Annotated in this window: 21 protein-coding genes and 1 rRNA gene; 5 read left to right on the forward strand and 17 right to left on the reverse strand. The window is 70.1% G+C overall.

From position 1 onward, the window contains the following. Positions 1-55 precede the first annotated feature (55 nt). On the reverse strand, positions 56-1264 hold the full coding sequence (locus ACFVUT_RS25285) for a MarR family transcriptional regulator (protein WP_389654079.1): 1209 nt from the start codon (positions 1262-1264) through the stop codon (positions 56-58). 478 nt (positions 1265-1742) lie between these two features. Here ACFVUT_RS25285 and ACFVUT_RS25290 point away from each other — a divergent pair, with 478 nt between their 5' ends. Beyond that, complete coding sequence (locus tag ACFVUT_RS25290; protein WP_389654081.1) at positions 1743-2294, forward strand: HEAT repeat domain-containing protein; 552 nt, start codon at positions 1743-1745, stop codon at positions 2292-2294. Positions 2295-2375: 81 nt separating this feature from the next. Here ACFVUT_RS25290 and ACFVUT_RS25295 read toward each other — a convergent pair whose 3' ends face one another. Continuing rightward, entirely contained in the window at positions 2376-2957 is a 582-nt protein-coding gene (locus tag ACFVUT_RS25295; RefSeq protein WP_389654083.1) for an RICIN domain-containing protein, read from the reverse strand. A 333-nt stretch (positions 2958-3290) separates the two neighbouring features. On the opposite strand from ACFVUT_RS25295, the gene ACFVUT_RS25300 reads away from it, so the two are divergent. Continuing rightward, positions 3291-4562 (forward strand): choice-of-anchor A family protein, encoded by a 1272-nt coding sequence (locus ACFVUT_RS25300; RefSeq protein ID WP_389654085.1) that lies wholly within the window; start codon positions 3291-3293, stop codon positions 4560-4562. 194 nt (positions 4563-4756) lie between these two features. On the opposite strand, the gene hemB is transcribed toward ACFVUT_RS25300, so the two are convergent. The 6 genes from hemB to ACFVUT_RS25330 all read right to left on the reverse strand — a co-directional run bounded on the left by hemB (position 4757) and on the right by ACFVUT_RS25330 (position 11555). After that, entirely contained in the window at positions 4757-5755 is a 999-nt protein-coding gene (gene hemB / locus ACFVUT_RS25305) for a porphobilinogen synthase (RefSeq protein WP_389654087.1), read from the reverse strand. Positions 5756-6099: 344 nt separating this feature from the next. Further along, positions 6100-7770, reverse strand: a complete 1671-nt coding sequence (locus ACFVUT_RS25310; RefSeq protein WP_389654089.1) for a uroporphyrinogen-III synthase — start codon at positions 7768-7770, stop codon at positions 6100-6102. Beyond that, entirely contained in the window at positions 7767-8753 is a 987-nt protein-coding gene (gene hemC, locus ACFVUT_RS25315; protein ID WP_389654091.1) for a hydroxymethylbilane synthase, read from the reverse strand. The genes ACFVUT_RS25310 and hemC overlap by 4 nt, the downstream gene beginning before the upstream one ends. After that, positions 8750-10243 (reverse strand): glutamyl-tRNA reductase, encoded by a 1494-nt coding sequence (locus tag ACFVUT_RS25320; protein WP_389654093.1) that lies wholly within the window; start codon positions 10241-10243, stop codon positions 8750-8752. Before ACFVUT_RS25320 ends, hemC begins: the two co-directional genes overlap by 4 nt. After that, the gene (locus tag ACFVUT_RS25325; RefSeq protein WP_389654095.1) at positions 10240-11007 is read right to left on the reverse strand and encodes a redox-sensing transcriptional repressor Rex; all 768 of its coding nucleotides are present in this window, start codon (positions 11005-11007) and stop codon (positions 10240-10242) included. The genes ACFVUT_RS25320 and ACFVUT_RS25325 overlap by 4 nt, the downstream gene beginning before the upstream one ends. A 272-nt stretch (positions 11008-11279) precedes the next feature. Next, positions 11280-11555 carry a glutaredoxin family protein gene (locus tag ACFVUT_RS25330; protein WP_389654097.1) on the reverse strand — a complete coding sequence of 92 codons (276 nt, stop codon included), beginning with the start codon at positions 11553-11555 and terminating at the stop codon, positions 11280-11282. Between the two features lie 339 nt (positions 11556-11894). On the opposite strand from ACFVUT_RS25330, the gene ACFVUT_RS25335 reads away from it, so the two are divergent. The 3 genes from ACFVUT_RS25335 to ACFVUT_RS25345 all read left to right on the forward strand — a co-directional run bounded on the left by ACFVUT_RS25335 (position 11895) and on the right by ACFVUT_RS25345 (position 15412). Next, complete coding sequence (locus ACFVUT_RS25335) at positions 11895-12857, forward strand: HAD family hydrolase (protein ID WP_389654099.1); 963 nt, start codon at positions 11895-11897, stop codon at positions 12855-12857. Positions 12858-13222: 365 nt separating this feature from the next. Continuing rightward, entirely contained in the window at positions 13223-13999 is a 777-nt protein-coding gene (locus ACFVUT_RS25340; RefSeq protein WP_389654101.1) for an ECF subfamily RNA polymerase sigma factor, BldN family, read from the forward strand. A gap of 222 nt (positions 14000-14221) precedes the next feature. Beyond that, the gene (locus tag ACFVUT_RS25345) at positions 14222-15412 is read left to right on the forward strand and encodes a DUF5667 domain-containing protein (protein ID WP_389654103.1); all 1191 of its coding nucleotides are present in this window, start codon (positions 14222-14224) and stop codon (positions 15410-15412) included. 212 nt (positions 15413-15624) lie between these two features. Here the strand turns inward: ACFVUT_RS25345 and ACFVUT_RS25350 are convergent, their stop codons facing one another. The 9 genes from ACFVUT_RS25350 to rrf form a co-directional block, all read right to left on the reverse strand. Continuing rightward, on the reverse strand, positions 15625-16692 hold the full coding sequence (locus ACFVUT_RS25350; protein WP_389654105.1) for a lysophospholipid acyltransferase family protein: 1068 nt from the start codon (positions 16690-16692) through the stop codon (positions 15625-15627). 15 nt (positions 16693-16707) lie between these two features. Beyond that, on the reverse strand, positions 16708-17802 hold the full coding sequence (locus ACFVUT_RS25355; RefSeq protein ID WP_389654107.1) for an NAD-dependent epimerase/dehydratase family protein: 1095 nt from the start codon (positions 17800-17802) through the stop codon (positions 16708-16710). A gap of 204 nt (positions 17803-18006) precedes the next feature. Beyond that, the gene (locus ACFVUT_RS25360) at positions 18007-18105 is read right to left on the reverse strand and encodes a 30S ribosomal protein bS22 (RefSeq protein ID WP_003948845.1); all 99 of its coding nucleotides are present in this window, start codon (positions 18103-18105) and stop codon (positions 18007-18009) included. A gap of 110 nt (positions 18106-18215) precedes the next feature. Continuing rightward, positions 18216-18428, reverse strand: coding sequence for a helix-turn-helix domain-containing protein (locus tag ACFVUT_RS25365; protein WP_335937133.1), 213 nt, complete (start codon positions 18426-18428; stop codon positions 18216-18218). Positions 18429-18556: 128 nt separating this feature from the next. Further along, positions 18557-19372: a phosphatase gene (locus tag ACFVUT_RS25370; protein WP_389654109.1), complete on the reverse strand. Its 816-nt coding sequence runs from the start codon at positions 19370-19372 to the stop codon at positions 18557-18559. A gap of 122 nt (positions 19373-19494) precedes the next feature. Continuing rightward, positions 19495-20667, reverse strand: a complete 1173-nt coding sequence (locus tag ACFVUT_RS25375) for an acetoin utilization protein AcuC (RefSeq protein ID WP_389654111.1) — start codon at positions 20665-20667, stop codon at positions 19495-19497. Then, positions 20636-21841, reverse strand: coding sequence for an MFS transporter (locus ACFVUT_RS25380; protein ID WP_389654113.1), 1206 nt, complete (start codon positions 21839-21841; stop codon positions 20636-20638). The genes ACFVUT_RS25375 and ACFVUT_RS25380 overlap by 32 nt, the downstream gene beginning before the upstream one ends. Before the next feature lie 42 nt (positions 21842-21883). Next, entirely contained in the window at positions 21884-22528 is a 645-nt protein-coding gene (locus tag ACFVUT_RS25385) for an HAD family hydrolase (RefSeq protein ID WP_389654115.1), read from the reverse strand. A gap of 72 nt (positions 22529-22600) precedes the next feature. Next, positions 22601-22717, reverse strand: a 5S ribosomal RNA gene (rrf, locus tag ACFVUT_RS25390). Positions 22718-22724 lie beyond the last annotated feature (7 nt).

Below are 22724 nucleotides of genomic sequence, written 5' to 3' on the forward strand. Positions count from 1 at the left end.
CGTGAGCGAGGGGCCGTCGGAGCAATGCACACGGGCCTGATGCGCGGATTTGCTGTCAGGGCGACGTGAGCAGGTCGCGGAGTGCGCCGACGTACGCGCGGACACCGCACCCGGCGGCGGACTCGATGACGGGTTCCGTGGCGACGGCTTGTGTGGCGTCGGCTTGTATGGCGTCGGCTTGTGTGGCGTCGGTTTCGCCGTGGGTGTCCTGTCGGCAAGGTCGGCAGAGACCGTCAGGAAGCGCCTCGGGGCGGCCGGGCGTGCCGCAGCGGGTGCATTCCACGAGCACGCGGCGGGGCGGCGCGGTGGAGCTGTCCGGCATGGCGGGCAGCGCGGGCGGGATCTTGTCCCTGAGCCGGTGCCGCAGGAAGCCGACCGGCGACTCCACTCGGGCGGGGAGCCCGGCCGAGAGCGCCTGGATGAGGTAGTCCGCACTCACACCGCGAGCGAACCATTCCGCGGCCCCCGCCTCCAGCGCTTCGCAGTCGGCGGCGGAGAGAGCGAGCCGGTGCTCGACACGCCCGAGCCGGGCCAGGGCCAGGTACGCGGGCGAGGGGCACCCCGGGGCCAACTGTGCGGCTACGGAGGGCACATCGACGGCGGACGCATCGACAGCGGGTTCATCGACGGCGTGTTCATCGACGGCGGACTCGTCGACGGCGGACTCGTCGACGGCGGCCGAGGGTTCCGGAACCCGGGGCATCGGAACCCGGGGCGCCGGAATCAGCGGCACCGCACCCCTGGGCGCCGGAACCACGGGCGCCGGAACAAGGGATCCGATGGGCTCAGCACCCTCCCCCGCCCCTGGACAGTCCCCCGCCGCCGCATGCTCCCCCGGCTCGGCCAGGGCCCGGCCCCGGCGGTCCTCCGCGTCCAGATAGTCGGCCCACCACGCGTTGTCGCGCGCCGTGCGCGACCAGAACGTGCGGAAGACCCACCGGACCTGCTCGCCCTCGCCCACCGCGCGACGCACCCGGCGCAGGTGCCCCGCCACCGACAGGGCGGTCAGGGCACTGCCGACGGCCTGCTGTCCGTACAGCGGCAGTTGCTTGGCGAGGGTCTTCACGTTGATCGCCGCGCCGTCGGGCAGATGGTCGACGAATCCGGCGACATACCGCTCCCGTTCGGGCAGCAGAGCGAAGTCGTCCGCGCGAGGCGAACACCGGTCCGGCACGGACCGCTTGCCGTAGCCGGGGTTGGCCATCGGGTAGGCGGGCGAGGATGCGGGCGCGCACAGGGCAGGGCTAAGGTGCTGGATAGCCACGAGATCGGCTCTTTCGATCTTGGGGTGAGACCCCGGCCCGGTGCGACAACACCGTGTCGGGGTCGATTCGTTGTCGGCACCGTAAGCAGTCGTCACGTCGCGCCGCAAGCCGTCACGATTAGTCATACTTGCTGGCCGTGACGGGTTCGGGAGGGGCAGGGCGGTCTACCCAACCCCCCTTCCCCACCCACCGGTTGAAGAAGACGCTCGAATCCCGGAGCCCGAGCCCCGACGCTCGCATCCCGACGCCCGAGTCCCGAAGCTCACCGCCCGGCCCCGCCCCCAACACCTCCCTCGCGCGCCCCCTGCACGTCCCCCGCACGAGTGAACCGACGCGCCCGAGGCTCGAATCCCGGAGCCCTGGTCCCGAGCGACGGCCACGTGTCCGCCGGAGACGGGGCGCCGCCCCGGCGCGCGATGGGTAACGTGCATGGCCCTGGTCGCCGGCCCCGGTCGACCGGCCCCGAGAGGAACCCGCATGAACCGCCCTCCGACCCCGGACAGCGCCGACCGCCCCTCCCCGCTCGACCGTCTCATCGAGGAGTTCCGGGCCCTGCCCGCCGCGAGCGACCGCAGGCACGAGATCGTCGCGGAACTGGACGGCGACGCCGACGCGTTGCCCTTCCTCATCTCCGTCGTCGGTGACCCGCAGGAGTACGACCTCGCCCGCGTCGAGGCCGCCACGCTCCTGCGACTGTGGCCCCCCACCGACCCGGCCACCCGCCGCACGGCCGGCCGGGCCCTGCTGACCGCACTCCACGACCCGGAGGAGGACCTGGTCCGCCAGTACGCGGCCGGGGCACTCGGTCCCTACGCCGGAGACCCGGTGGTCGACGAGGCCGTGACCGCGGTCGTGCGGAACGACGAGGACCCCCTCGTACGGCACAACGCCCTGTCCGCCGTCGAACAGGCGGGCCCGAGCCGCACCCGTACCGACACACTGCGCGCCCTCACCGACGACCCCGAACTAGGCAGGGCGGCGACCCGGATCCTCACCACGTGGAGCCGTGAACCGGACACCCGGGAATAGCCGAAGCCCCTGCCCGCCCCGGCATTGGGGACGAGCAGGGGCTCACAAGCCGAACAGCGCAGGCCGATCAGTGCAGGCCGGTCAGTCCAGGTTCCACGCCGCGTCGTTGGGGGCGATGCGCCACAGCCGGTCGGAGCTCGGGTATGCGGTGTCGAGGTGCAGGGTGTCCCAGCTGCCGTCGTTGTAGCGGTTCAGGGCGATGGCGACGTTCCGGTTGACCTTCGGGCGCCACATCCACCACCCGGTGTACCGGCCGTCGACCTTCTCGCCCCTGAGGATCCACTTCTGCAGGTCGGAACCGTCGCAGGTCCGCACGACGATGGTGGTACCGCGCTCGGCGCTCGCGGAGGCGGGCTGGAGGCACTTGTTCGCCGCCCTGTTGCGGTACACGGTGGTCCAGGTACCGGTCTCGTCCGCGGACCAGGTTGAGTCCGCGTCCCACGCCTCCGTGCTGTACTTCCACGACGGGCTGCGCAGAGTGATGGCGGTATTGCCCTCACCCGTGGCGTCGTTGTGCAGGGCCAGGCGCCCGCCGCTCATCTTGTTGATGAGGTCCTGGTTCGGGTCCACTCCGGCGGAGGCCGTGGTGACGCCGAGCGTGAGGGTGCCGGCGACAGCGATCGCAATGCCCAGGACAGCGCGGGAGAGATGGCGATGTGCCATGGAGGAATCCTGCTCTCATGAGTACGTGGTGCCCTCTACCGGAGGGAGGGGCCAGGCAATCATGAAGGGGTCAACCCACCGAGAACGGTGGAAACATGGCCGATTCACCCAAATAAACGTGCCCTATTCACTCAAGAGGCGGGCCCGTCGACCCCACCCACCTCAACCGCCCCGGACCGGCACCGACACCGGCAACAACCTGCTCATCGCCCTATCTCCTGACACTTCATCAACACAGGGGCCATTGGTCTTGACCAATATCCTTTTGTGTGAAAAATATGGGCACGCCACCACGGAATCTCCATGACCACCTCCGCGGGAGAACCAAGCCCCATGCGCATAACCGCAACCGCCGCAGCCGCCGCGCTCGGCGGAGCCCTCCTTCTCGGCCTCACGGCCGTCCCGGCCGCCCGGGCCACGCCCGCCGATTCGGCCGGCTGCACCACGGACGCCTTCGGAATCGCAGGAAAATACGGGGAGTTCGTCCTCGGTGACGACGTCCACTCACCCGACGCGGAGGGAGCGGTGGCCGTCGGCGGCAACGCAGACTTCCGCGGCGGCTTCAGCGTCGGCAACGAACTGTCGGCGGCAGAGGTCGACGCCCTGCCGGACCGGGCGACGCTCGTCGTCCGCGGCGACCTGGTCAACGGCTCGTCGGTCACCGCAGTGATGAAGGGCAACGCCGTCGTCGGCGGCACAGTCCGCGACCGCGCCGTAGAACTGCACTCCGGCAGCTTCCGCCAGAACTCCGGACTCATCGACTTCGACGCCGAGTTCGCCAAGCTCCGGTCCTACTCCTCCGCACTGGCCGAAGAACCGGCCACCGACGGCACCACCGTGAAGGCCGACGGCGCCAAGCTCACCCTGCAGGGCGGTGACACCACCCGCAACGTCTTCACCGTGACGGCAAGCCAGTTGGAGGGGGCCAAGGAGGTCTTCCTCAAGGTGCCCGCCGGATCGACCACGGTCGTGAACGTCAGCGGCGAGACCTACGACATGGCCGCGGCCGGCACCACCGGTTTCTTCCTGTCCGGCGGCCAGGGCTACGTCCTGGACGACAAGCTCCAGAGCTCCTCCGAGGGCAAGATCCGCGCCCGCCTGCTGTGGAACTTCCCCGAGGCCCGCACCATCACCAAGAACAGCCAGGCCGCCTGGCCCGGCAGCGTGCTGGCGCCCCGCGCCCACCTGGAGCTGGGCAACGCCGCACCGGTCAACGGCTCGGTGTGGGTCGCCTCGCTGCACGGCTCGGGCGGAGCGGAGACGCACCACTTCCCGTTCAGCGGCTGCCTCCCGGAGGCCGGGAAGACCCCGTCCGCCACTCCGACGCCGAGCAGCACCCCCGACACCACGCCGTCGACGGGCAGCACGCCCTCCGCCTCCGCGACACCGCCCTCGGAGGGCGGCACGCCGTCCGCCGACTCCTCGCAGTCAGCCGCACCGGGCACGACACCGTCACAGAACACGGCGACCGGCACCGGCGGTGGTGGCGACCTGGCCTCGACCGGCAGCAACGGCACGATCCCGCTGGTCATCGGCACCGCCGCGGTGCTCGCCGCAGGCACCGGCCTCGTCGTGGCAGCCCGCCGCCGCTCCAGGCGCGCCTGACACCCGGGGCCCCGCCCCGTCCGTTCCTGACACACGACGGAACCCCGCCCGATCCGGGCGGGGTTCCCACGGACACAGGCAGAAGCACAAACAGCAGGCACCGGCACCGGCACCGGCACCTCACCGACTGGAAGCAACGGCCACTTACCGGAACCAACTGGTCCCAACCGGTCCCAACCGGTCCGATCGAACGGTCAGCCGCGGCCCAGTCGCTGCGCGACCTCCGTCGCCCAGTACGTCAGGATCATCTGCGCGCCGGCCCGCCGGATCCCGGTCAGGCTCTCCATGATCGCCGCGTCCCGGTTGATCCAGCCCTTCTCGGCGGCGGCCTCGATCATCGCGTACTCGCCACTGACCTGATACGCGGCGACCGGCACGTCCACCGAGTCGGCGACCTTCGCGAGGATGTCGAGGTACGGTCCGGCCGGCTTGACCATGACCATGTCCGCGCCCTCTTCGAGGTCGAGCGCCAGCTCGCGCAGGGACTCACGGGAGTTCGCCGGGTCCTGCTGGTACGTCTTGCGGTCACCCTTCAGCGAGGAGCCGACGGCCTCACGGAACGGCCCGAAGAACGCCGACGAGTACTTGGCCGTGTAGGCGAGGATCGCGACGTCCTCGTGGCCCGTCTGGTCCAGCGCGTCACGGATGACGCCGACCTGGCCGTCCATCATGCCGCTCGGGCCGAGCACATGGGCCCCCGCGTCGGCCTGGACCTGGGCCATCTCGGCGTACCGCTCCAGCGTCGCGTCGTTGTCGACACGGCCGTCGGCGGTCAGGACACCGCAGTGGCCGTGGTCGGTGTACTCGTCCAGGCACACGTCGGACATGACGACGAGATCGTCACCGACCTCCTCGCGCACCGCGCGCAGACCGACCTGGAGAATGCCGTCCGGGTCGGTGCCGGCCGTGCCCCGGGCGTCCTTCTTCTCGTCCTCGGGCACGCCGTAGAGCATGATTCCGGAGACCCCGGCCGAGACCGCGTCGACGGCGGCCTTGCGCAGCGTGTCCAGGGTGTGCTGCTGCACGCCGGGCATCGCCGAGATCGCGACGGGGGCGTCGATGCCCTCGCGCACGAACGCGGGCAGGATCAGATCCGCCGGGTCGAGCCGTGTCTCGGCGACCATCCGCCGCATCGTCGGGGTCGTCCGCAGCCGCCGGGGGCGGGAGCCGGGGAAGTTTCCGTACACAGTCATGCTTCGAGACTAGACCCGTACACATCACCGTCTTACCGACACCTGTGCCGGGAAAGCCCCTCCGCCCCCACGGCCCGTCCGCCGCCTCCGCCGGACCGGCCCTCCGGCCCACCCCGCTCCACCCCGCTCCGCTCCGCAGGCATCGGCACCCGCCCCCTACGACAGCGTCGGCCCCCAAGACCACCACGAGGTCTCGGGAACCGACGTCACGCACGGGCCCGCATCAGCCGCCGACAGCGCCGGCGAAGGGACCGGGTTCCACAGCGTCCGACCGGGCAGGCCAAGTCAGGCCGGGTCAGGTCGTCGTACGACAACACCGTCCGACCGAGCCCGCTCAGGCCGGGTCAGGTCGTCGTACGACGCCGCCGCGCCCCGGGACGCCGCTCGCTCGGCCGCGTCACCGGATCACCGGCCTCCTTCGCCGCCTCCCGGCGCCGCGCACCGAATTCGGCGAGGGCCTCGGCCAGCTTGTGCACCGAAGGCTCCGGCGACAGGACGTCGACGCGCAGCCCGTGCTCCTCCGCCGTCTTCGCCGTCGCCGGGCCGATACACGCGATGACGGTCACGTTGTGCGGCTTGCCCGCGATACCGACGAGGTTGCGCACGGTCGACGACGAGGTGAAGAGCACCGCGTCGAAACCGCCGCCCTTGATCGCCTCACGCGTCTCGGCGGGCGGCGGCGAGGCACGCACCGTGCGGTACGCGGTGACGTCGTCGACCTCCCAGCCCAGCTCGATGAGCCCGGCCACCAGCGTCTCGGTGGCGATGTCGGCGCGCGGCAGGAAGACACGGTCGATCGGGTCGAAGACCGGGTCGTACGGCGGCCAGTCCTCCAGGAGACCGGCGGCGGACTGCTCACCGGACGGCACCAGGTCCGGCTTCACACCGAAGTCGATCAGCGCGGCGGCGGTCTGCTCACCGACGGCAGCGACCTTGATCCCGGCGAAGGCACGGGCGTCGAGCCCGTACTCCTCGAACTTCTCACGAACGGCCTTCACCGCATTGACGCTGGTGAAGGCGATCCACTCGTAACGGCCGGTGACCAGGCCCTTGACCGCGCGCTCTATCTGCTGCGGCGTACGAGGCGGCTCGACGGCGATCGTCGGAACCTCGTGCGGCACGGCACCGTAGGAACGGAGCTGGTCGGAAAGCGACGCCGCCTGCTCCTTGGTCCGCGGGACGAGCACCTTCCAGCCGAACAGCGGCTTGGACTCGAACCACGCGAGCTGGTCGCGCTGGGCGGCGGAGCTGCGCTCACCGACCACGGCTATGACGGGCTGGTGCCCGTCCGGCGAGGGGAGGACCTTCGCCTGCTTCAGGACCTGGGCGATCGTTCCGAGCGTCGCCGTCCAGGTGCGCTGGCGGGTGGTCGTACCGGCCGCGGTCACGGTCAGCGGGGTGTCGGGCTTGCGACCCGCCGAGACCAGCTCACCCGCGGCCGCGGCCACCGAGTCGAGGGTCGTCGAGATGACCGCCGTGGCATCGCTCGCGCCGACCTCGGTCCAGCAGCGGTCCGAGGCGGTCCGGGCGTCGACGAACCGGACGTCGGCACCCTGCGCGTCACGCAGCGGCACACCGGCGTACGCGGGCACGCCCACGACGTTCGCGACACCTGGCACGACCTCGAAGGGGATGCCCGCGGAGGCGCAGGCAAGCATCTCGGCACCGGCGTTCCCGTCCAGTCCCGGGTCGCCCGAGACGGCGCGGACGACCCGCCTGCCGCCCCTCACCGCCTCCATGACAAGATTGGTCGCGTCCCTGAGAACGGGTACACCGGCGGCTGTTGACTGCGCGTCAACAACTGCCAGCTCAGGTGTGCTCACGCCTGCCCGCGCATGGCAGCGAACGACGCCGAGAACGTCCGGCTCTGCGACAAGGACGTCCGCGCTCGCAAGCGCCTCGACGGCGCGCAGAGTCAGCAGTCCCGGATCGCCGGGGCCGGCGCCGAGGAAGGTGACGTGCCCTTGTGCGGACAGGGCCGGAAAGTCGGATGCGGCGGGGCCGGTGGGGCTCAAAGTGCTCGCTCCCCCATAAGACCGGCCGCACCCTTGGCAAGCATCTCGGCCGCGAGTTCGCGACCGAGGGCCGCCGCGTCGTCGTGCGACGTGGGGACGGGACCGGTGGTGGACATCTGTACCAGCGAGGAACCGTCGGTGGAACCAACGACACCGCGCAGGCGCAGTTCATTGACAGCCTGTCCGTCGGCCAGGAGGTCGGCCAGCGCACCCACAGGTGCGGAGCAGCCGGCCTCCAGGGCGGCGAGCAGGGCACGCTCGGCGGTCACGGCGGCCCGGGTGTACGGGTCGTCGAGCTCGCCGAGCGCGGCGGCGAGGTCCGCGCTGGTCGCAGCGCATTCGATCGCCAGTGCTCCCTGACCGGGAGCGGGCAGAACGGTGTCGACCGACAGGAAGTCGGTCACCTCACCGGTCCGGCCGAGGCGGCTGAGACCGGCCGCGGCGAGTACCACCGCGTCCAGCTCCCCGCTTCGTACGAAACCGATACGCGTATCGACGTTCCCCCGGATCGGCACGGTCTCGATGCCGAGGCCGTGACTGCGGGCGTACGCGTTCAGCTGCGCCATGCGGCGCGGCGAGCCGGTGCCGATACGGGCACCGGACGGCAGCTGCTCGAAGGTCAGCCCGTCCCGCGCCACCAGCACGTCGCGCGGGTCCTCGCGCACCGGTACGGCGGCCAGCACAAGGCCCTCGGGCTGGGCGGTCGGCAGATCCTTGAGCGAGTGGACGGCGAAGTCCACCTCCCCGCGCAGCAGCGCGTCGCGCAGCGCGGCGACGAACACGCCCGTGCCGCCGATCTGGGCGAGGTGCTCCCGGGAGGTGTCGCCGTACGTGGTGATCTCGACGAGCTCGACGGCGCGCCCGGTCACCTCGCTGACCGCGTCGGCGACGAGGCCGGACTGCGCCATGGCGAGCTTGCTGCGCCGGGTTCCCAGCCTCAACGGCTTGGTGGCCCCCGCACCCAGGGATGAGTTGTCGGTCATGACCGCCCTCGATTCGGGTCGTTCAGGTCTGCCCGGGAGACGGCGGCGACCGTCTGCGGGTCGAGGTCGAAGAGTTCCCGCAGCGCGTCGGCGTACCCGGCACCGCCGGGCTCGCTGGCGAGCTGCTTGACCCGCACGGTGGGCGCGTGCAGGAGCTTGTCGACGACGCGGCGCACGGTCTGCGAGATCTCGGCGCGCTGCTTCTCGTCCAGATCGGGGAGGCGTCCGTCGAGCCGTGCGATCTCGCCCGCGACCACTCCGGCGGCCATCGTGCGCAGGGCGACGACGGTCGGGGTGATGTGGGCGGCGCGCTGGGCGGCGCCGAAGGCGGCGACCTCGTCGGCGACGATGGTGCGCACCTGGTCCACATCGGCGGCCATCGGGGCGTCCGCGGACGCCTCGGCGAGCGACTCGATGTCGACGAGGCGCACACCGTCGAGACGGGTGGTGGCTCCGTCGATGTCGCGCGGCATGGCGAGGTCGAGCAGGGCGAGGCGGACGGGGCCGGTGCCCTGGGCGGGCACGGTGGCCCGCCGCACGGCCTGGCGCACCGTGCCGGCGGTGCCGTTCTCCACCCAGGCGGCGTGCCGGTCGGGGTCGGCGGGCGGCGCCGGGACGGACGCGGCGGGAGCCTCGCGCCCGGGTTCGAAGGCCAGGCCGAGCGCTCCGGCGACGGCCTCGGCGGTCAGCACGAGACCGGTCGCGCCGGTGCACGAGACGACGACATCGGCACGTGTCAGTTCGTCGGCGACCGCGGCCATCTCCACGGCGCGAGCGACCACGCCCGTACCGCCGGACTGGGCCAGGATCTCCACGAGCCGGTCCGCGCGGGCCCGGGTCCGGTTGGCGACGACGATCTCGGCGACACCGGTGCGGGCCAGGGTGGCGGCGGCCAGCGAGGACATCGAGCCGGCGCCGATCACCAGGGCGCGCTTGCCCCTGGCCCAGTCGGAGATCTCCGCACCGGACGCGAGCTGTTCGAGACCGAAGGTGACGAGCGACTGACCGGCCCGGTCGATCCCGGTCTCGCTGTGGGCGCGCTTGCCGACCCGCAGGGCCTGCTGGAACAGGTCGTTCAGCAGCCGGCCGGCCGTGTGCAGCTCCTGCCCCAGCGCCAGCGCGTCCTTGATCTGGCCGAGGATCTGCCCCTCGCCGACGACCATCGAGTCCAGACCGCAGGCCACCGAGAAGAGGTGGTGGACGGCCCGGTCCTCGTAGTGCACATAGAGATACGGAGTGAGTTCGTCCATCCCGACGCCGCTGTGCTGGGCGAGGAGCGTGGACAGCTCGGCGACGCCCGCGTGGAACTTGTCCACGTCGGCGTACAGCTCGATGCGGTTGCAGGTGGCCAGCACGGCGGCCTCGACCGCGGGCTCCGCGGCGAGGGTGTCCTGGAGGAGCTTGGCCTGCGTCTCGACGGCCAGCGAGGCCCGCTCCAGTACGGAGACGGGGGCGCTGCGATGGCTCAGTCCTACGACGAGAAGACTCATGCCGGCATCACGGCGGGCATGTCCCCGTCGGGTCCTTTCCGCCCTCCGGCGGTCGCGCGCACGGGCGGCGCGGCCGGGTCCGGGACGCTCTCGGCTCCCTCGTCACCGGCCTTGCGCTGCTCGTGGAAGGCGAGGATCTGAAGCTCGATGGAGAGGTCGACCTTGCGCACGTCGACACCGTCGGGCACGGAGAGCACCGTCGGCGCGAAGTTCAGGATGGAGGTGACACCGGCGGCGACGAGCCGGTCGCAGACCTGCTGCGCGGCTCCGGCCGGAGTCGAGATGACGCCGATCGACACCCCGTTGTCGCCGACGATCCGTTCCAGCTGGTCGGCATGCTGCACGGGGATACCGGCGACGGGCGTTCCGGTCATCGCCGGGTCGGCGTCGATCAGCGCGGCGACCCGGAAACCGCGGGAGGCGAAGCCGCCGTAGTTGGCGAGCGCGGCGCCGAGGTTACCGATACCGACGATCACGACAGGCCAGTCCTGGGTGAGGCCGAGTTCGCGGGAGATCTGGTAGACGAGATACTCGACGTCGTACCCGACACCACGCGTCCCGTAGGACCCCAGGTAGCTGAAGTCCTTGCGGAGCTTGGCGGAGTTGACCCCCGCCGCCGCGGCGAGCTCCTCGGAGGAAACCGTGGGAACCGAGCGCTCGGACAGCGTCGTCAAGGCGCGTAGATACAGCGGAAGCCGGGCGACGGTGGCCTCGGGAATTCCTCGACTACGGGTCGCCGGTCGGTGATTTCGGCCAGTTGCCACGGTGCTCCTGCGGGATGAGCGGGGCTGCAGGCGGCCGTACGTCCCATGGCCGCCCCGTCGAATGCAGGCTATGTCTTTGTGAACACGTGCACAAAGATGGTGTCCGTTTTGTCCGGTCAAAGTGACCGGGGTCACGCACATTCGTCGCGCGATCCCGGAACCAAGGATCGCATCATCCCGTTGCGGGCCCGAAGGGGGCAAAGCGGTACACACTCCTCACAACCACTCCCCCGAGACCACTCAAAACGCCCATGATGGTAGCCGCCTTTCGCTCACGGACGCAGTGCGTCGCGCAGCCGCACCGGATCCACCTTCCAGAACGTGTGCTGCTCGTCATCGATCAGGACGACCGGGATCTGCTCCCAGTACTCCCGGTGCAGCTCCTCGTCCCGGGTGATGTCCTTCTCCTCCCAGGACGCGCCGACCTCCGCACAGACCTCCCGCACCACCGCTCTCGCGTCGTCGCAGAGGTGGCATCCGGGCTTCCCGACCAGGGTCACCACCCGGTCCGCGGGCTTCTTCTTCGTACGTCGCAGCAGGGCACTCATGCCTTCATTCTGCGCTTGACGAAGCCGCCGCTCCGCACGAGAGGAGAACCGGGCCCGGGACCGGAGGGAACCACCCCGCGGCCCGGTGCCGGGCCGGCCTCCGGCCCGGAGAGGAACCGCACCCGAGACCCGGAGGAGGATCGGCCGCCGGCCCGGAGAAGAACCGCACCCGAGACCCGGAACCGGTCCGGCCACCGGACCGGAAGCCGGAAAGGGGACGCCTCTCCCCTTGATCCGATACGCCCCGAATCACCCGTTTAACGTCCCGGCAGCCGAGAGTTCACGGCACGGCATCCCGGCAGGTCGGGAAGGGCCGAACCGACTGGCTATGCTCACGACATGGCCGCTCTTGGATGGCTCACACCCCGTAGGCGCCCCGCGACAGCACGGAGCGTGCTGGCAGGCGAGGCAGCAGCTGAGGCAGCACGGAAGTCCTCCCTCCCCGAACCCCCCGGCGATCAGTCCCCCGCCACCGGCGAGGACACCTCCGCACGCGCCGCGGCCGAGGAACCGCCCTTCCCCGTCGTCGGCGACGAGCGGGCCGCCGCGTTCTTCGACCTGGACAACACCGTGATGCAGGGCGCGGCGATCTTCCACTTCGGCCGCGGCCTGTACAAGCGGAAGTTCTTCCAGCGCCGCGAGCTGACCCGGTTCGCCTGGCAGCAGGCGTGGTTCAGGCTGGCCGGAGTCGAGGACCCGGAACACATGCAGGACGCCCGCGACAGCGCCCTGTCCATCGTCAAGGGCCACCGCGTCTCCGAGCTGATGTCCATCGGCGAGGAGATCTACGACGAGTACATGGCCGACCGCATCTGGCCCGGCACCCGCGCCCTCGCCCAGGCCCACCTCGACGCCGGACAGCGGGTCTGGCTGGTCACCGCCGCCCCGGTGGAGACCGCCACGATCATCGCCCGCCGCCTCGGCCTGACCGGCGCACTCGGCACGGTCGCCGAATCGGTCGACGGCGTCTACACCGGCCGCCTGGTCGGCGAACCGCTGCACGGCCCCGCCAAGGCCGAGGCCGTCCGCGCCCTGGCCGCGGCCGAGGGACTGGACCTGGACCGCTGCGCGGCGTACAGCGATTCGCACAACGACATCCCGATGCTGTCCCTGGTCGGGCACCCGTACGCGATCAACCCGGACGCCAAGCTCCGCAAACACGCCCGCGCGCTCGACTGGCGCCTGCGGGACTACCGGACGGGCCGCAAGGCCGCCAAGGTCGGCATCCCGGCCGCTGCCGGGGTCGGCGCACTCGCCGGCGGCACCGCGGCAGCCGTCGCCCTGCACCGGCGCCGCCGCTGACGCACACCCGTTCACCCCCGGCCGAACCGGCCGGGGGCCGCCCGGTCATGCCCGAAACCCTGCCGCCGATCGGGACCTCTTACCCACCCCCCGCCCCCGCCAGTCGGATTGCTCGCACCCGGCCACAACCCGTCGCTCCCGCAGGCAGATCACGAAGTAATCCGATCAATAACCGGTCGCGATGTGTTACTTGATGCGTCGATAAGTCGCAACAGAAGCGACGGAATCGATGATTTGAGCAACTGGGTGTAGCACTGCCTGTACGAAGCGTTATTCTCCTCAGACGCATTCCGGAACCCACCACTCACTACGACGAGTGACGGTTTCGCACTTCACGTGATGGAAGCTCTGCCTCTGGGAGTCCCGTGTACCCACACGTCGGGGTTGACGCCTCGGGCCTGGCTACGCTGCGCGCAACGATCGCTGACCGCTTGCGCAGCTTCGTCCCCACCGCGTACGCCGCACCCGCATTCGCCACCCCTGCACCTGTCGGCCCCTGCTACGCCCTGGCCGAACGCGGTGCGGCGGTCGGAAGACGCGGCAACCGCGGCGCAACTACTACGTCCACCGTCCGCCGGCCCACCGCCGACAGCGACAGCGCGCGCATGATGGATCTCGTCGAGCGCGCACAGGCCGGCGAGGCCGACGCCTTCGGCCGCCTCTACGACCAGTACAGCGACACCGTCTACCGCTACATCTACTACCGCGTGGGCGGCAAGGCGACGGCGGAGGACCTCACCAGTGAGACCTTCCTGCGCGCCCTGCGCCGCATCTCCACCTTCACCTGGCAGGGCCGCGACTTCGGCGCCTGGCTGGTCACGATCGCCCGCAACCTCGTCGCCGACCACTTCAAGTCCAGCCGCTTCCGGCTGGAGGTGACCACCGGCGAGATGCTCGACGCCAACGAGGTCGAGCGCAGCCCGGAGGACTCCGTCCTGGAGTCCCTCTCCAACGCCGCGCTGCTCCAGGCCGTGCGGCGACTCAACCCCCAGCAGCAGGAGTGCGTGACCCTGCGTTTCCTGCAAGGTCTCTCGGTCGCCGAGACCGCGCGCGTCATGGGCAAGAACGAAGGCGCGATCAAGACCCTTCAGTACCGCGCCGTCCGCACACTGGCCCGACTCCTCCCGGACGACGCACGCTGACCCTCCCCGATCGGATCACTCTCGGCGACATGTTCATCACGCACTGGTCCGATCATCTTTCTTGCGTAACCCAAGCGCCGTACCCCTCGTTGTGCCGATTGCAGGCCCCCTGTCGTTGCCCCATGTCCGCCGCCACTCACTCATTCGTGTGGAAGCGCTCAAGGTGTGCAACCTTCCGGACCCCAGGGGGGTCGACCGTCATGACGAGAGGAGGTGCCGCCAGTGATCGCACACGTTTCGGCACACCGGCGGGCGAACGCCTTCGCCCAGGCCCTGGAGGAGCAGTCGCTCCGAGGTGCGGCGGCCGTACAGCCCGAGGAGTCGGCCGAACCGGCCGCCCACGGACCGCTGTTGGCCCTGGCGAACGGCCTCGGTGAGCTACCGCGGCCGGAGTTGGACCCCGAGGTCAAAGTGGCGCAGCGAGCACAGCTCCTCGCCGCCATGGAGGCCATGTTCGCCGAGGGCGGCGCGTCCGCGGGCCCTACGGTGCCCGAACAACGGACCAAGGGGGCCCACCGGGCCTCCCCGCTCCGGAAATTGCGTCCGCGTTCACGCTGGACGAAGGGGCTCGCGGCCGGCGGGCTCACCGTCGGTGTGGCGGCCGGAGCCTTCGGCGGAGTGGCCGCTGCCAGTTCCGACGCCCTGCCGGGTGATTCGCTGTACGGGCTCAAGCGCGGCATGGAGGACATCCACCTCGGCATGGCCAACGGCGATGCCGACCGCGGTGAGATCTACCTCGACCAGGCATCGACCCGGCTCAGCGAGGCCCGCCGCCTGATGGAGCGCGCCCGCGCCGGCGATCTGGACCACGAACAGCTCGGCGAGGTCAGGCGCACGCTCAACCGCATGACGCACGACGCCACCGAGGGCCACCGCCTGCTCCACTCCGCCTACCAGCGCGACGGCGCCATCGGCCCGATCCAGACCCTGGAATCCTTCTCCCGCGCGCACCGCGACAGCTGGAGCAGCCTGCGCGACCGGCTGCCCCTTCAGCTGACCGATGTCGGAGACCAGGTCAGCTCGGTGTTCGACGCCATAGACGACGAGGTGGAACCGCTCCAGTCGCTGCTGCCCCGCACCCCGGACAGGAGCAGCGGCTCCCGCCAGTCGGACGAGGCGGGCCAGGACACAGGTTCCTCCCGTACGGACCAGTCCTCGCCCTCGTCGCCGGAAGCCTCACAAGGTCATACGGGCGACAGCGCCTCGCCCTACCCGTCCGGCTCCGACAGCGCCTCGTCCGACGGCCTGATCGGCGGCGGCACGGACGGCCTCTTCGGCCCCCCGTCCCCCAGCACCACTCCGTCCGCCGACGGCCGGTTCAGCCCCGTGCCCGCTCCGGACATCACACTGCCCCCGCTCCTCCCCGGCCTGCTCCCGGGCCTGGGAATCAACAGCGAGGACATGGACGACTGACACACTCCTCGACCGCCGGGCGGGCACGCCCCGCCCGGCAACGGGACGAACCCGATCGAGCCGATGCGACGATCGCGGGCCGGGCGATCGAGGACCGGACTGGTCGAGGGCCGGACTGATCGAGGGCCACACGTCCGTCCGACACCCCGGGCACTCCCGCGCCCACCCCCAGAAGAACAGAAGAACACCGGTCCCCAGAAGAGCACCGGCCCTCAGAAGAACACCGACCTCCGCTGCACCAGCAACTTGTACAGCGTGTGCTGAATCTGCTCGCGCACCTGGTCCGTCAGGTTGAACATCAGCATCGGGTCCTCCGCCGCCTCCACCGGATACCCGCTCGTGGCGATCGGCTCCCCGAATTGAATCGTCCACTTCGTCGGCAACGGCACCGCCCCGAGCGGACCCAGCCAGGGGAACGTCGGCGTGATCGGGAAGTACGGGAACCCCAGCAGCCGCGCCGCCGTCTTCGCGTTGCCGATCATCGGGTAGATCTCCTCCGCCCCCACGATCGAACACGGAACGATCGGCACCCCGGCCCGCAGCGCCGTGGAGACGAAGCCGCCCCGCCCGAAGCGCTGGAGCTTGTACCGCTCGGCGAACGGCTTGCCGAGACCCTTGAAGCCCTCCGGCATCACCCCGACGACCTCGCCCCGCCGCAGCAGCCGCTCCGCGTCCTCCGCACAGGCCAGCGTGTGCCCCGCCTTGCGGGCAAGCTCGTTGACCACCGGCAGCATGAACACCAGGTCGGCGGCGAGCAGCCGCAGATGCCGCCCCGCCGGATGGTTGTCGTGCACGGCGACCTGGAGCATCAGCCCGTCGAGCGGCAGCGTCCCCGAGTGGTTGGACACGATGAGCGCCCCGCCGTCGGACGGGATGTTCTCGATGCCCTTCACCTCGACCCGGAAGTACTTCTCGTACACCGGCCGCAGCATCGACATCAGGACCTGATCGGTCAGCTCCTTGTCGTATCCGAACTCGTCGACGTCGTACTCACCGGTGAGCCTCCGCCGCAGAAACGCGAGCCCACCGGCGACCCGCCGGTCCCAGCTGCCCCGCTCGGCCCCTTCCAGGGGCTGCCCGGCCCGCTCCGGCTCCTCCTGCGGAAGCGAGGCGCCGTGCGGACCCGGAAGGGCGCTCACGGCCGCGGTCCCGACCACAGGGGCCGCGGAGGGCCCCTGGCCCCGACCGCCGACCCCCGCGGACCGGCGTCGCGCGGAGCGCGGTGAGCCGCCCGACCGTGAACGGTCGTCGTCGAACGGAATGACCTTGGCGTCCGCCATCGTCGATGCGCTCCTCTACCTGGCGCTGGGGGTCGGGCACGTATCGCCCGCCCCGGTGGTTCCCGGAACATCGCCGGCCGCCCCGGCGAACGGCATGGCGGCCAGCCGGTCGATCGCCCCGCCCACCGCCTCCGGCGGCAGCAGTCCGGGGCCCTGACTGCGCGCGAACTCCGCGAACGTCTCCGCGGTACTGAACCGCGGGTGGAAACCGAGGGTTTCGCGCATCTGGACCGTGGACACCACCCGGCCGTGGGTGAGCAGCCGGATCTGCTCCGGCGAGAAGTCCGTCATACCGACCGTACGCAGCGCCTGGCCCACCCATGTGACGGCGGGCAGCAGCAACGGCACCGTCGGCCGCCCCAGCCGCCGCGAGCACTGCGAGAGCAGCAGCACACCGTCCCCGGCGATGTTGAAGGTGCCGCTGTTCAGCGTCCCGCGCCGCGGCTCGCGCGAGGCGATCCCCAGGACGTCGACGACATCGTCCTCGTGCACGAACTGGAGCCTCGGGTCATAGCCGAACACCGTCGGCAGCACGGACAGCGAAAGGTAGTCGGCGAGCGGCGAATCCGCCTGGGGCCCCAGGATGTTCGCGAACCTCAGCACGCACACGGCGACATCCGGCCGCCGGCGCGCGAAGCCCCGTACGTACCCCTCGACCTCCACCACGTCCTTGGCGAAGCCGCCGCTCGGGAGGGACTTGGGCGGGGTGGTCTCGGTGAAGACCGCGGGATCGCGGGGCGCGGAGCCGTACACATTCGTACTGGACTTGATCACCAGCCTTCGCACGCTCGGCGCCTTCTGGCAGGCACCGAGCAGCTGCATGGTGCCGATGACGTTGGTCTCCTTGACCGTCGTCCGGCCGACCGTGCCAGCCGTCTTGGCGGACACGTCCAGATGGACGACCGTGTCGACACTGTGCTCGGCGAGGACCCTGCCGATCGCGGGCTGGCGGATGTCCGCGGTCACGAACTCGGCATCGCCCAACCGATGTGCGGGCGCCACCGCGTCGACGGCGATCACCCGGTCCACCTCCGGATCACGCTGGATGCGGCGCACGAAGCGGCCGCCCAGCTGCCGGGCCGCTCCCGTGACCAGCACGACCTTCCCCAAGATCAGCGCCTTCCGTAGAAAGGTTTCCCCTGGCCGTCACCGTAGCGGGTGGATGTTGCCCTGTGATGACTGCGAGGCGCCCCGCTGCCGAGTCTTTGGCCCGAATGCGCGTACACGCACCGTCCACGGCACATCGCCACGCAACGCGCCGTAGCCCTCCCGCCAGGTCGGCGGGAGGGCTACGGAATCACGAACTGCGTTCGCCTACTTCTTGTTGCGACGCTGAACGCGCGTGCGCTTGAGCAGCTTGCGGTGCTTCTTCTTGGCCATCCGCTTGCGCCGCTTCTTGATAACAGAGCCCACGACTACCCTCGCTCACTTCTTCTTCACTGGTGCGGGGCGTCTGGGCCCACACGACCTACGTCGGCCTAGCCTACCCGTCACCGCGTGAGGGGCGTAATCCGCGGTGAACCTCAGGCAGACTCCACCCCCACAAAGGACTCGCGGAGATACTCGTGAACCGCTTGCTCCGGAACCCGGAAGGACCTTCCCACCCGGATCGCCGGCAGATGACCGCTGTGCACCAAGCGGTACACGGTCATCTTCGACACCCTCATGACGGCGGCGACTTCCGCCACAGTCAGAAACTTGACCTCGTTGAGAGGCCTCTCGCTGCCAGCAGCCATGACCCACCTGTACCTTCCGCGCCGGACGCGCACCGGCTTCCCCTCCGGTGACTCTTCGTCGCTGTGCGCTCACTCACCAGATTAGGGGCGTGTGATGCAAGTGGGGAAGAGGAGAGACGATCGGCCGCCTACTGTGACAGACACGCCCGATTGAGTACATAGCGAGTGAGCGGCCGGTAGTAGGCGGATTGCACGGCGTCGTCGAGCGGAACGGCGACCGACACCCGCCCCTCGGCCTCCCCGACGAACAGGGCCGGATCGTCCGTATCCGCCAGCCCGATCGCCTCAATACCCAGCTGACCTGCACCGCAGACCCATCCGTGGTCGCCGACGACCAGCTCCGGCAGCCACCCCCGGCCCTCCGCGACCGCCTCCAGGGCGACCCGGACAGGCAGCGGCGAATGAGTGTGTGCGCCGGTGTCACCACCGGGAGCCCGCGCGCCGGGCTCGCGCACCATCGCGACTCCTCGTACGTAGTCGAGGCGGTACGTACGTACGCCGAACCGGGTTGTTATGTCGATACATCGCCCCTGCGCAGGGGTGAGTACGGAGCAGCCGGCCGCCGACATGGCGTCTGCCAACTCTGCGTAGAAACCGAGCAGCCGGTGCGGGTGACCGGTCCCGAACAGCACCGGCGCCCGCCGGACCGCGGCACACGAGAGCCGCACAGCGAACGCATCCAGCCCCGCCAAAGTCCGCTCAGGATCGATCACATCAAGGCCTGAAACATGACCAGGATCGTCCGAAACCCCGCACTTGTCAGCCATCAAACGAAGAAGATCGGGCTCTTCCCAGGCCCACTCGGGAGCGAGGCCGAGCGTCACCCGCGGGTCGCGCGCCGCGAAGAGCCGATAGCTCCGCAGACTCGCCTCCCGCGTCGTGGCCACAGGCCCGGCCAGCCGGGCCGCCAGCAGATGCGCACGCAGCGCTCCGGTGCTCAACACCCCACCGATGCTCCACCAATCCCCCGGACGGAAGGCCAGAAGTCCGGTTCCGCCCCACAGTTGGCGTAACCGTTCCCCACCACCGCACGGAAACGGCCGCACCACGACCGCCCCCGCCCGCCTCAGGCCAGCAGCCCCCGCAAGGGGAACGCCGCTCGCCTGGTCGCCAGCACCGCCTGATCCACCCGGTCCGCGGGGTCGTACCCCTCCTCCCACGGCTTCCAGGAAGGAACCCGACCGTCCGTCATCCGGGCCGGCCCCGACTGCCGTGTCCGGGCGTAGACCTCATCCCGCCACGAAGACGGAATCACTGACTCCGGATCCACCGGCGCATGCGCGGCGATACCCACCAGATGCGTCCAGGACCGCGGAACCACGTCGACCACCGCGTAACCACCCCCGCCGAGCGCCACCCAGCGCCCGCCCTCCGCGTACTCATGGGCGAGATCGTGACAGGCCGCCATCACCGCCCGCTGCGCGTCCAGCGACACCGCGAAATGAGCGAGGGGGTCCTCGAAATGCGTATCGGCCCCGTGCTGACTCACCAGCACCTGCGGCCGGAAGTCCGCCAACAGCTCCGGCACCACCGCGTGGAACGCCCGCAGCCACGCCGCGTCCCCCGTACCGGCAGGCAGCGCCACGTTCACCGCGCTGCCCTCACCCGCCCCCGCTCCGGTCTCCTCCGGCCATCCGGTCTGCGGAAAGAGTGTGCGCGGGTGCTCGTGGAGCGACACCGTCAGGACCCGGGGATCCTCCCAGAACGCCGCTTGCACCCCGTCCCCGTGGTGCACATCCACATCGATGTACGCGACCCGCTCGGCCCCCAGTTCCAGCAGCCGCGCGATGGCGAGCGCCGGATCGTTGTAGACGCAGAACCCGGACGCCCCTCCCGGCATGGCGTGGTGCAGACCGCCCGCGAAGTTCACGGCGTGCGCGGTGTCCCCGCGCCACACCGCCTCGCCCGCCGCCACGGACTGCCCGGCGATCAGGGCCGCCACCTCGTGCATCCCCGCGAACGCCGGATCGTCCACCGTGCCGAGACCGTAGTTCTGATCAGCCTGCCTCGGATCCGCCGAGGCGGCCCGCACGGCGGCCACATAGTCCTCGCGGTGCACCAGCCGCAGCGTGGACTCCCCGGCTGGCTTGCCCGCCACCACATCCACCGCACCGTCGAGCCCGTACGCCCGCACCAGCTCCATCGTCAGGGCGAGCCTGACCGGGTCCATCGGATGGCTTTCCCCGAAGTTGTAACCCGTTACTGCGTCATCCCACATCAGCTGTGCGCGGCCGCTCATGCCCGCCACCGTAGCGGGCAGTCTCGACGTCGAACGACTTGGCGTACACGAGCGTCGCGAGCACCAGCACCATCGGCACGAGCATCGCCCCCCGGTAGCTCCACGCGTCCCCGAGCGCCCCCACCAGCGGCGACCCGACCAGGAATCCGACGTAGTTGAAGACATTCAGCCGCGCGACGGCCGTATCGCTCGCCCCGGGGAACATCCGCCCGGCGGCGGCGAACGTCTGCGGCACGATCACGCACAGCCCGAGCCCCAGCAGAGTGAACCCGAGCATCCCGACCCACGCCCCGCCGGCCACCGCCACCACACCGAAGCCGACAGCGGCCAGCACACTCCCGAACCGCACCACGGCCACAGCCCCGAACCGCCGCACCCCGAAGTCCCCGACAGCCCGCCCCAGCAGCGTCGTCACCATGTAGACGTTGTACGGAACGGTCGACAGCTGCTCGGAACTCCCCAGCACGTCCTGCAGATACTTGGCGCTCCAGTTGGAAACCGTCGAGTCCCCGATGTACGCGAAGCTCATCACCAGACAGAGCGGCATCAGCAACGCGAAGGAGACCGGAACGGCCGCCTTCTCCCGCGTCTCGCCCGCGCTCGCGTCCTGCGACGCGCCGTCGGCGTACCACCGGCTCCCGATGAACGCGGCGGGCAGCAGCACGACAACCGCCGGCAGGTACGACACCAGCAACGACAGATCCCAGTGCGCCCCGGCCCACGCCATGGATGCCCCGGCGATCCCGCCCAGGCTGTACGCGGCATGGAAGCCGAGCATGATCGAACGCCCGTATGCCCGCTGAAGGCTGACACCCATCATGTTCATGGAGGCATCGAGCGCTCCGACGGCGAGCCCGAACACACCGAGCGCCAGGGCCGCCTCCCATACTTCGCTGCCGGCCCCGACACCGAGCAGAGCGAGCAGCACAACGGGCTGAGCCCATCGCAGTACGCTCCTGGGCCGCGTCCGCGCCACCACCTTCTCGGTGACCACGCTTCCCACTCCGGCCAGGATGGGCACCGCGGCGAGAAAGACCGGCAACAGCCCGTCGGATATCCCGTACCGATCCTGAATGGCGGGAATCCGCGTCACCAGAAGAGCAAAGGTGACTCCCTGCGCGAAGAAACTCAACGTGAGGGAGGCCCTGCCGTGCCGCAAACGAGCATCTGTCATGGCGGCGAGCGTAGGCCCAGTCGCTACCCATGGGTAGATGGATCAGGCAAGCAATTCCCTCAGTTGGCTCATGTCGGAGAAGTACCCGGTCACGCCGGTGAGTCGGTCTGCCGGCATCATCGACGTAAACCCGTACACATCCATCCCCGCGGCCCTGGCCGCCTCCACTCCGAGCGGGCTGTCCTCGATGACGACGCACCGTTCGGGAGCCACGCCCATCCGCTCGGCGGCGTGCAGGTACAGGTCGGGCGCAGGCTTCCCCCGCCCCACATCCTCCGCGCTGAAGATCCAGTCTTCCTCGAACCACTGGTCCAGCCCGGTCTTGCGATGTGCGACTCTGATCCGCTCGTGGCTGCCGGAGGACGCGACGCAGTAGGCGATTCCGTCGGCGACAAGCTTTCCGAGTACATCGTCGACACCCGCCACCGGCGCCAGCTCCTGCCGGAACGCGGCGAAGATCCGCGAGTGAAGCGTCTCGTCGAAGTCCGCGGGCAGCTTCTCCCCCGTCCTCTCCTCGACGAGATCGTGCACCCGGTGCACGGCGGCCCCCATGTAGTCGCGAAGACACTCCTGGTACGAGGTGGGGTGTCCGAGCTCCGTGAGGTACTCGGCCAGGATGGTGTTGGAGATCGGCTCGCTGTCCACGAGCACGCCGTCGTTGTCGAAGATGACCAGTTCGTAGCGCATGGTGCGAGCCTAGACGTTCAGAACGCAGAAAAGCCCCGTGCCACAAGGGCACGGGGCTTCTCAACAAAAGGAGTTCGGCGGCGTCCTACTCTCCCACAGGATCCCCCCTGCAGTACCATCGGCGCTGAAAGGCTTAGCTTCCGGGTTCGGAATGTAACCGGGCGTTTCCCTAACGCAATGACCACCGAAACACTAT

The sequence above is a fragment of the Streptomyces sp. NPDC058051 genome (genome assembly GCF_042885475.1).
Lineage (GTDB): Bacteria > Actinomycetota > Actinomycetes > Streptomycetales > Streptomycetaceae > Streptomyces.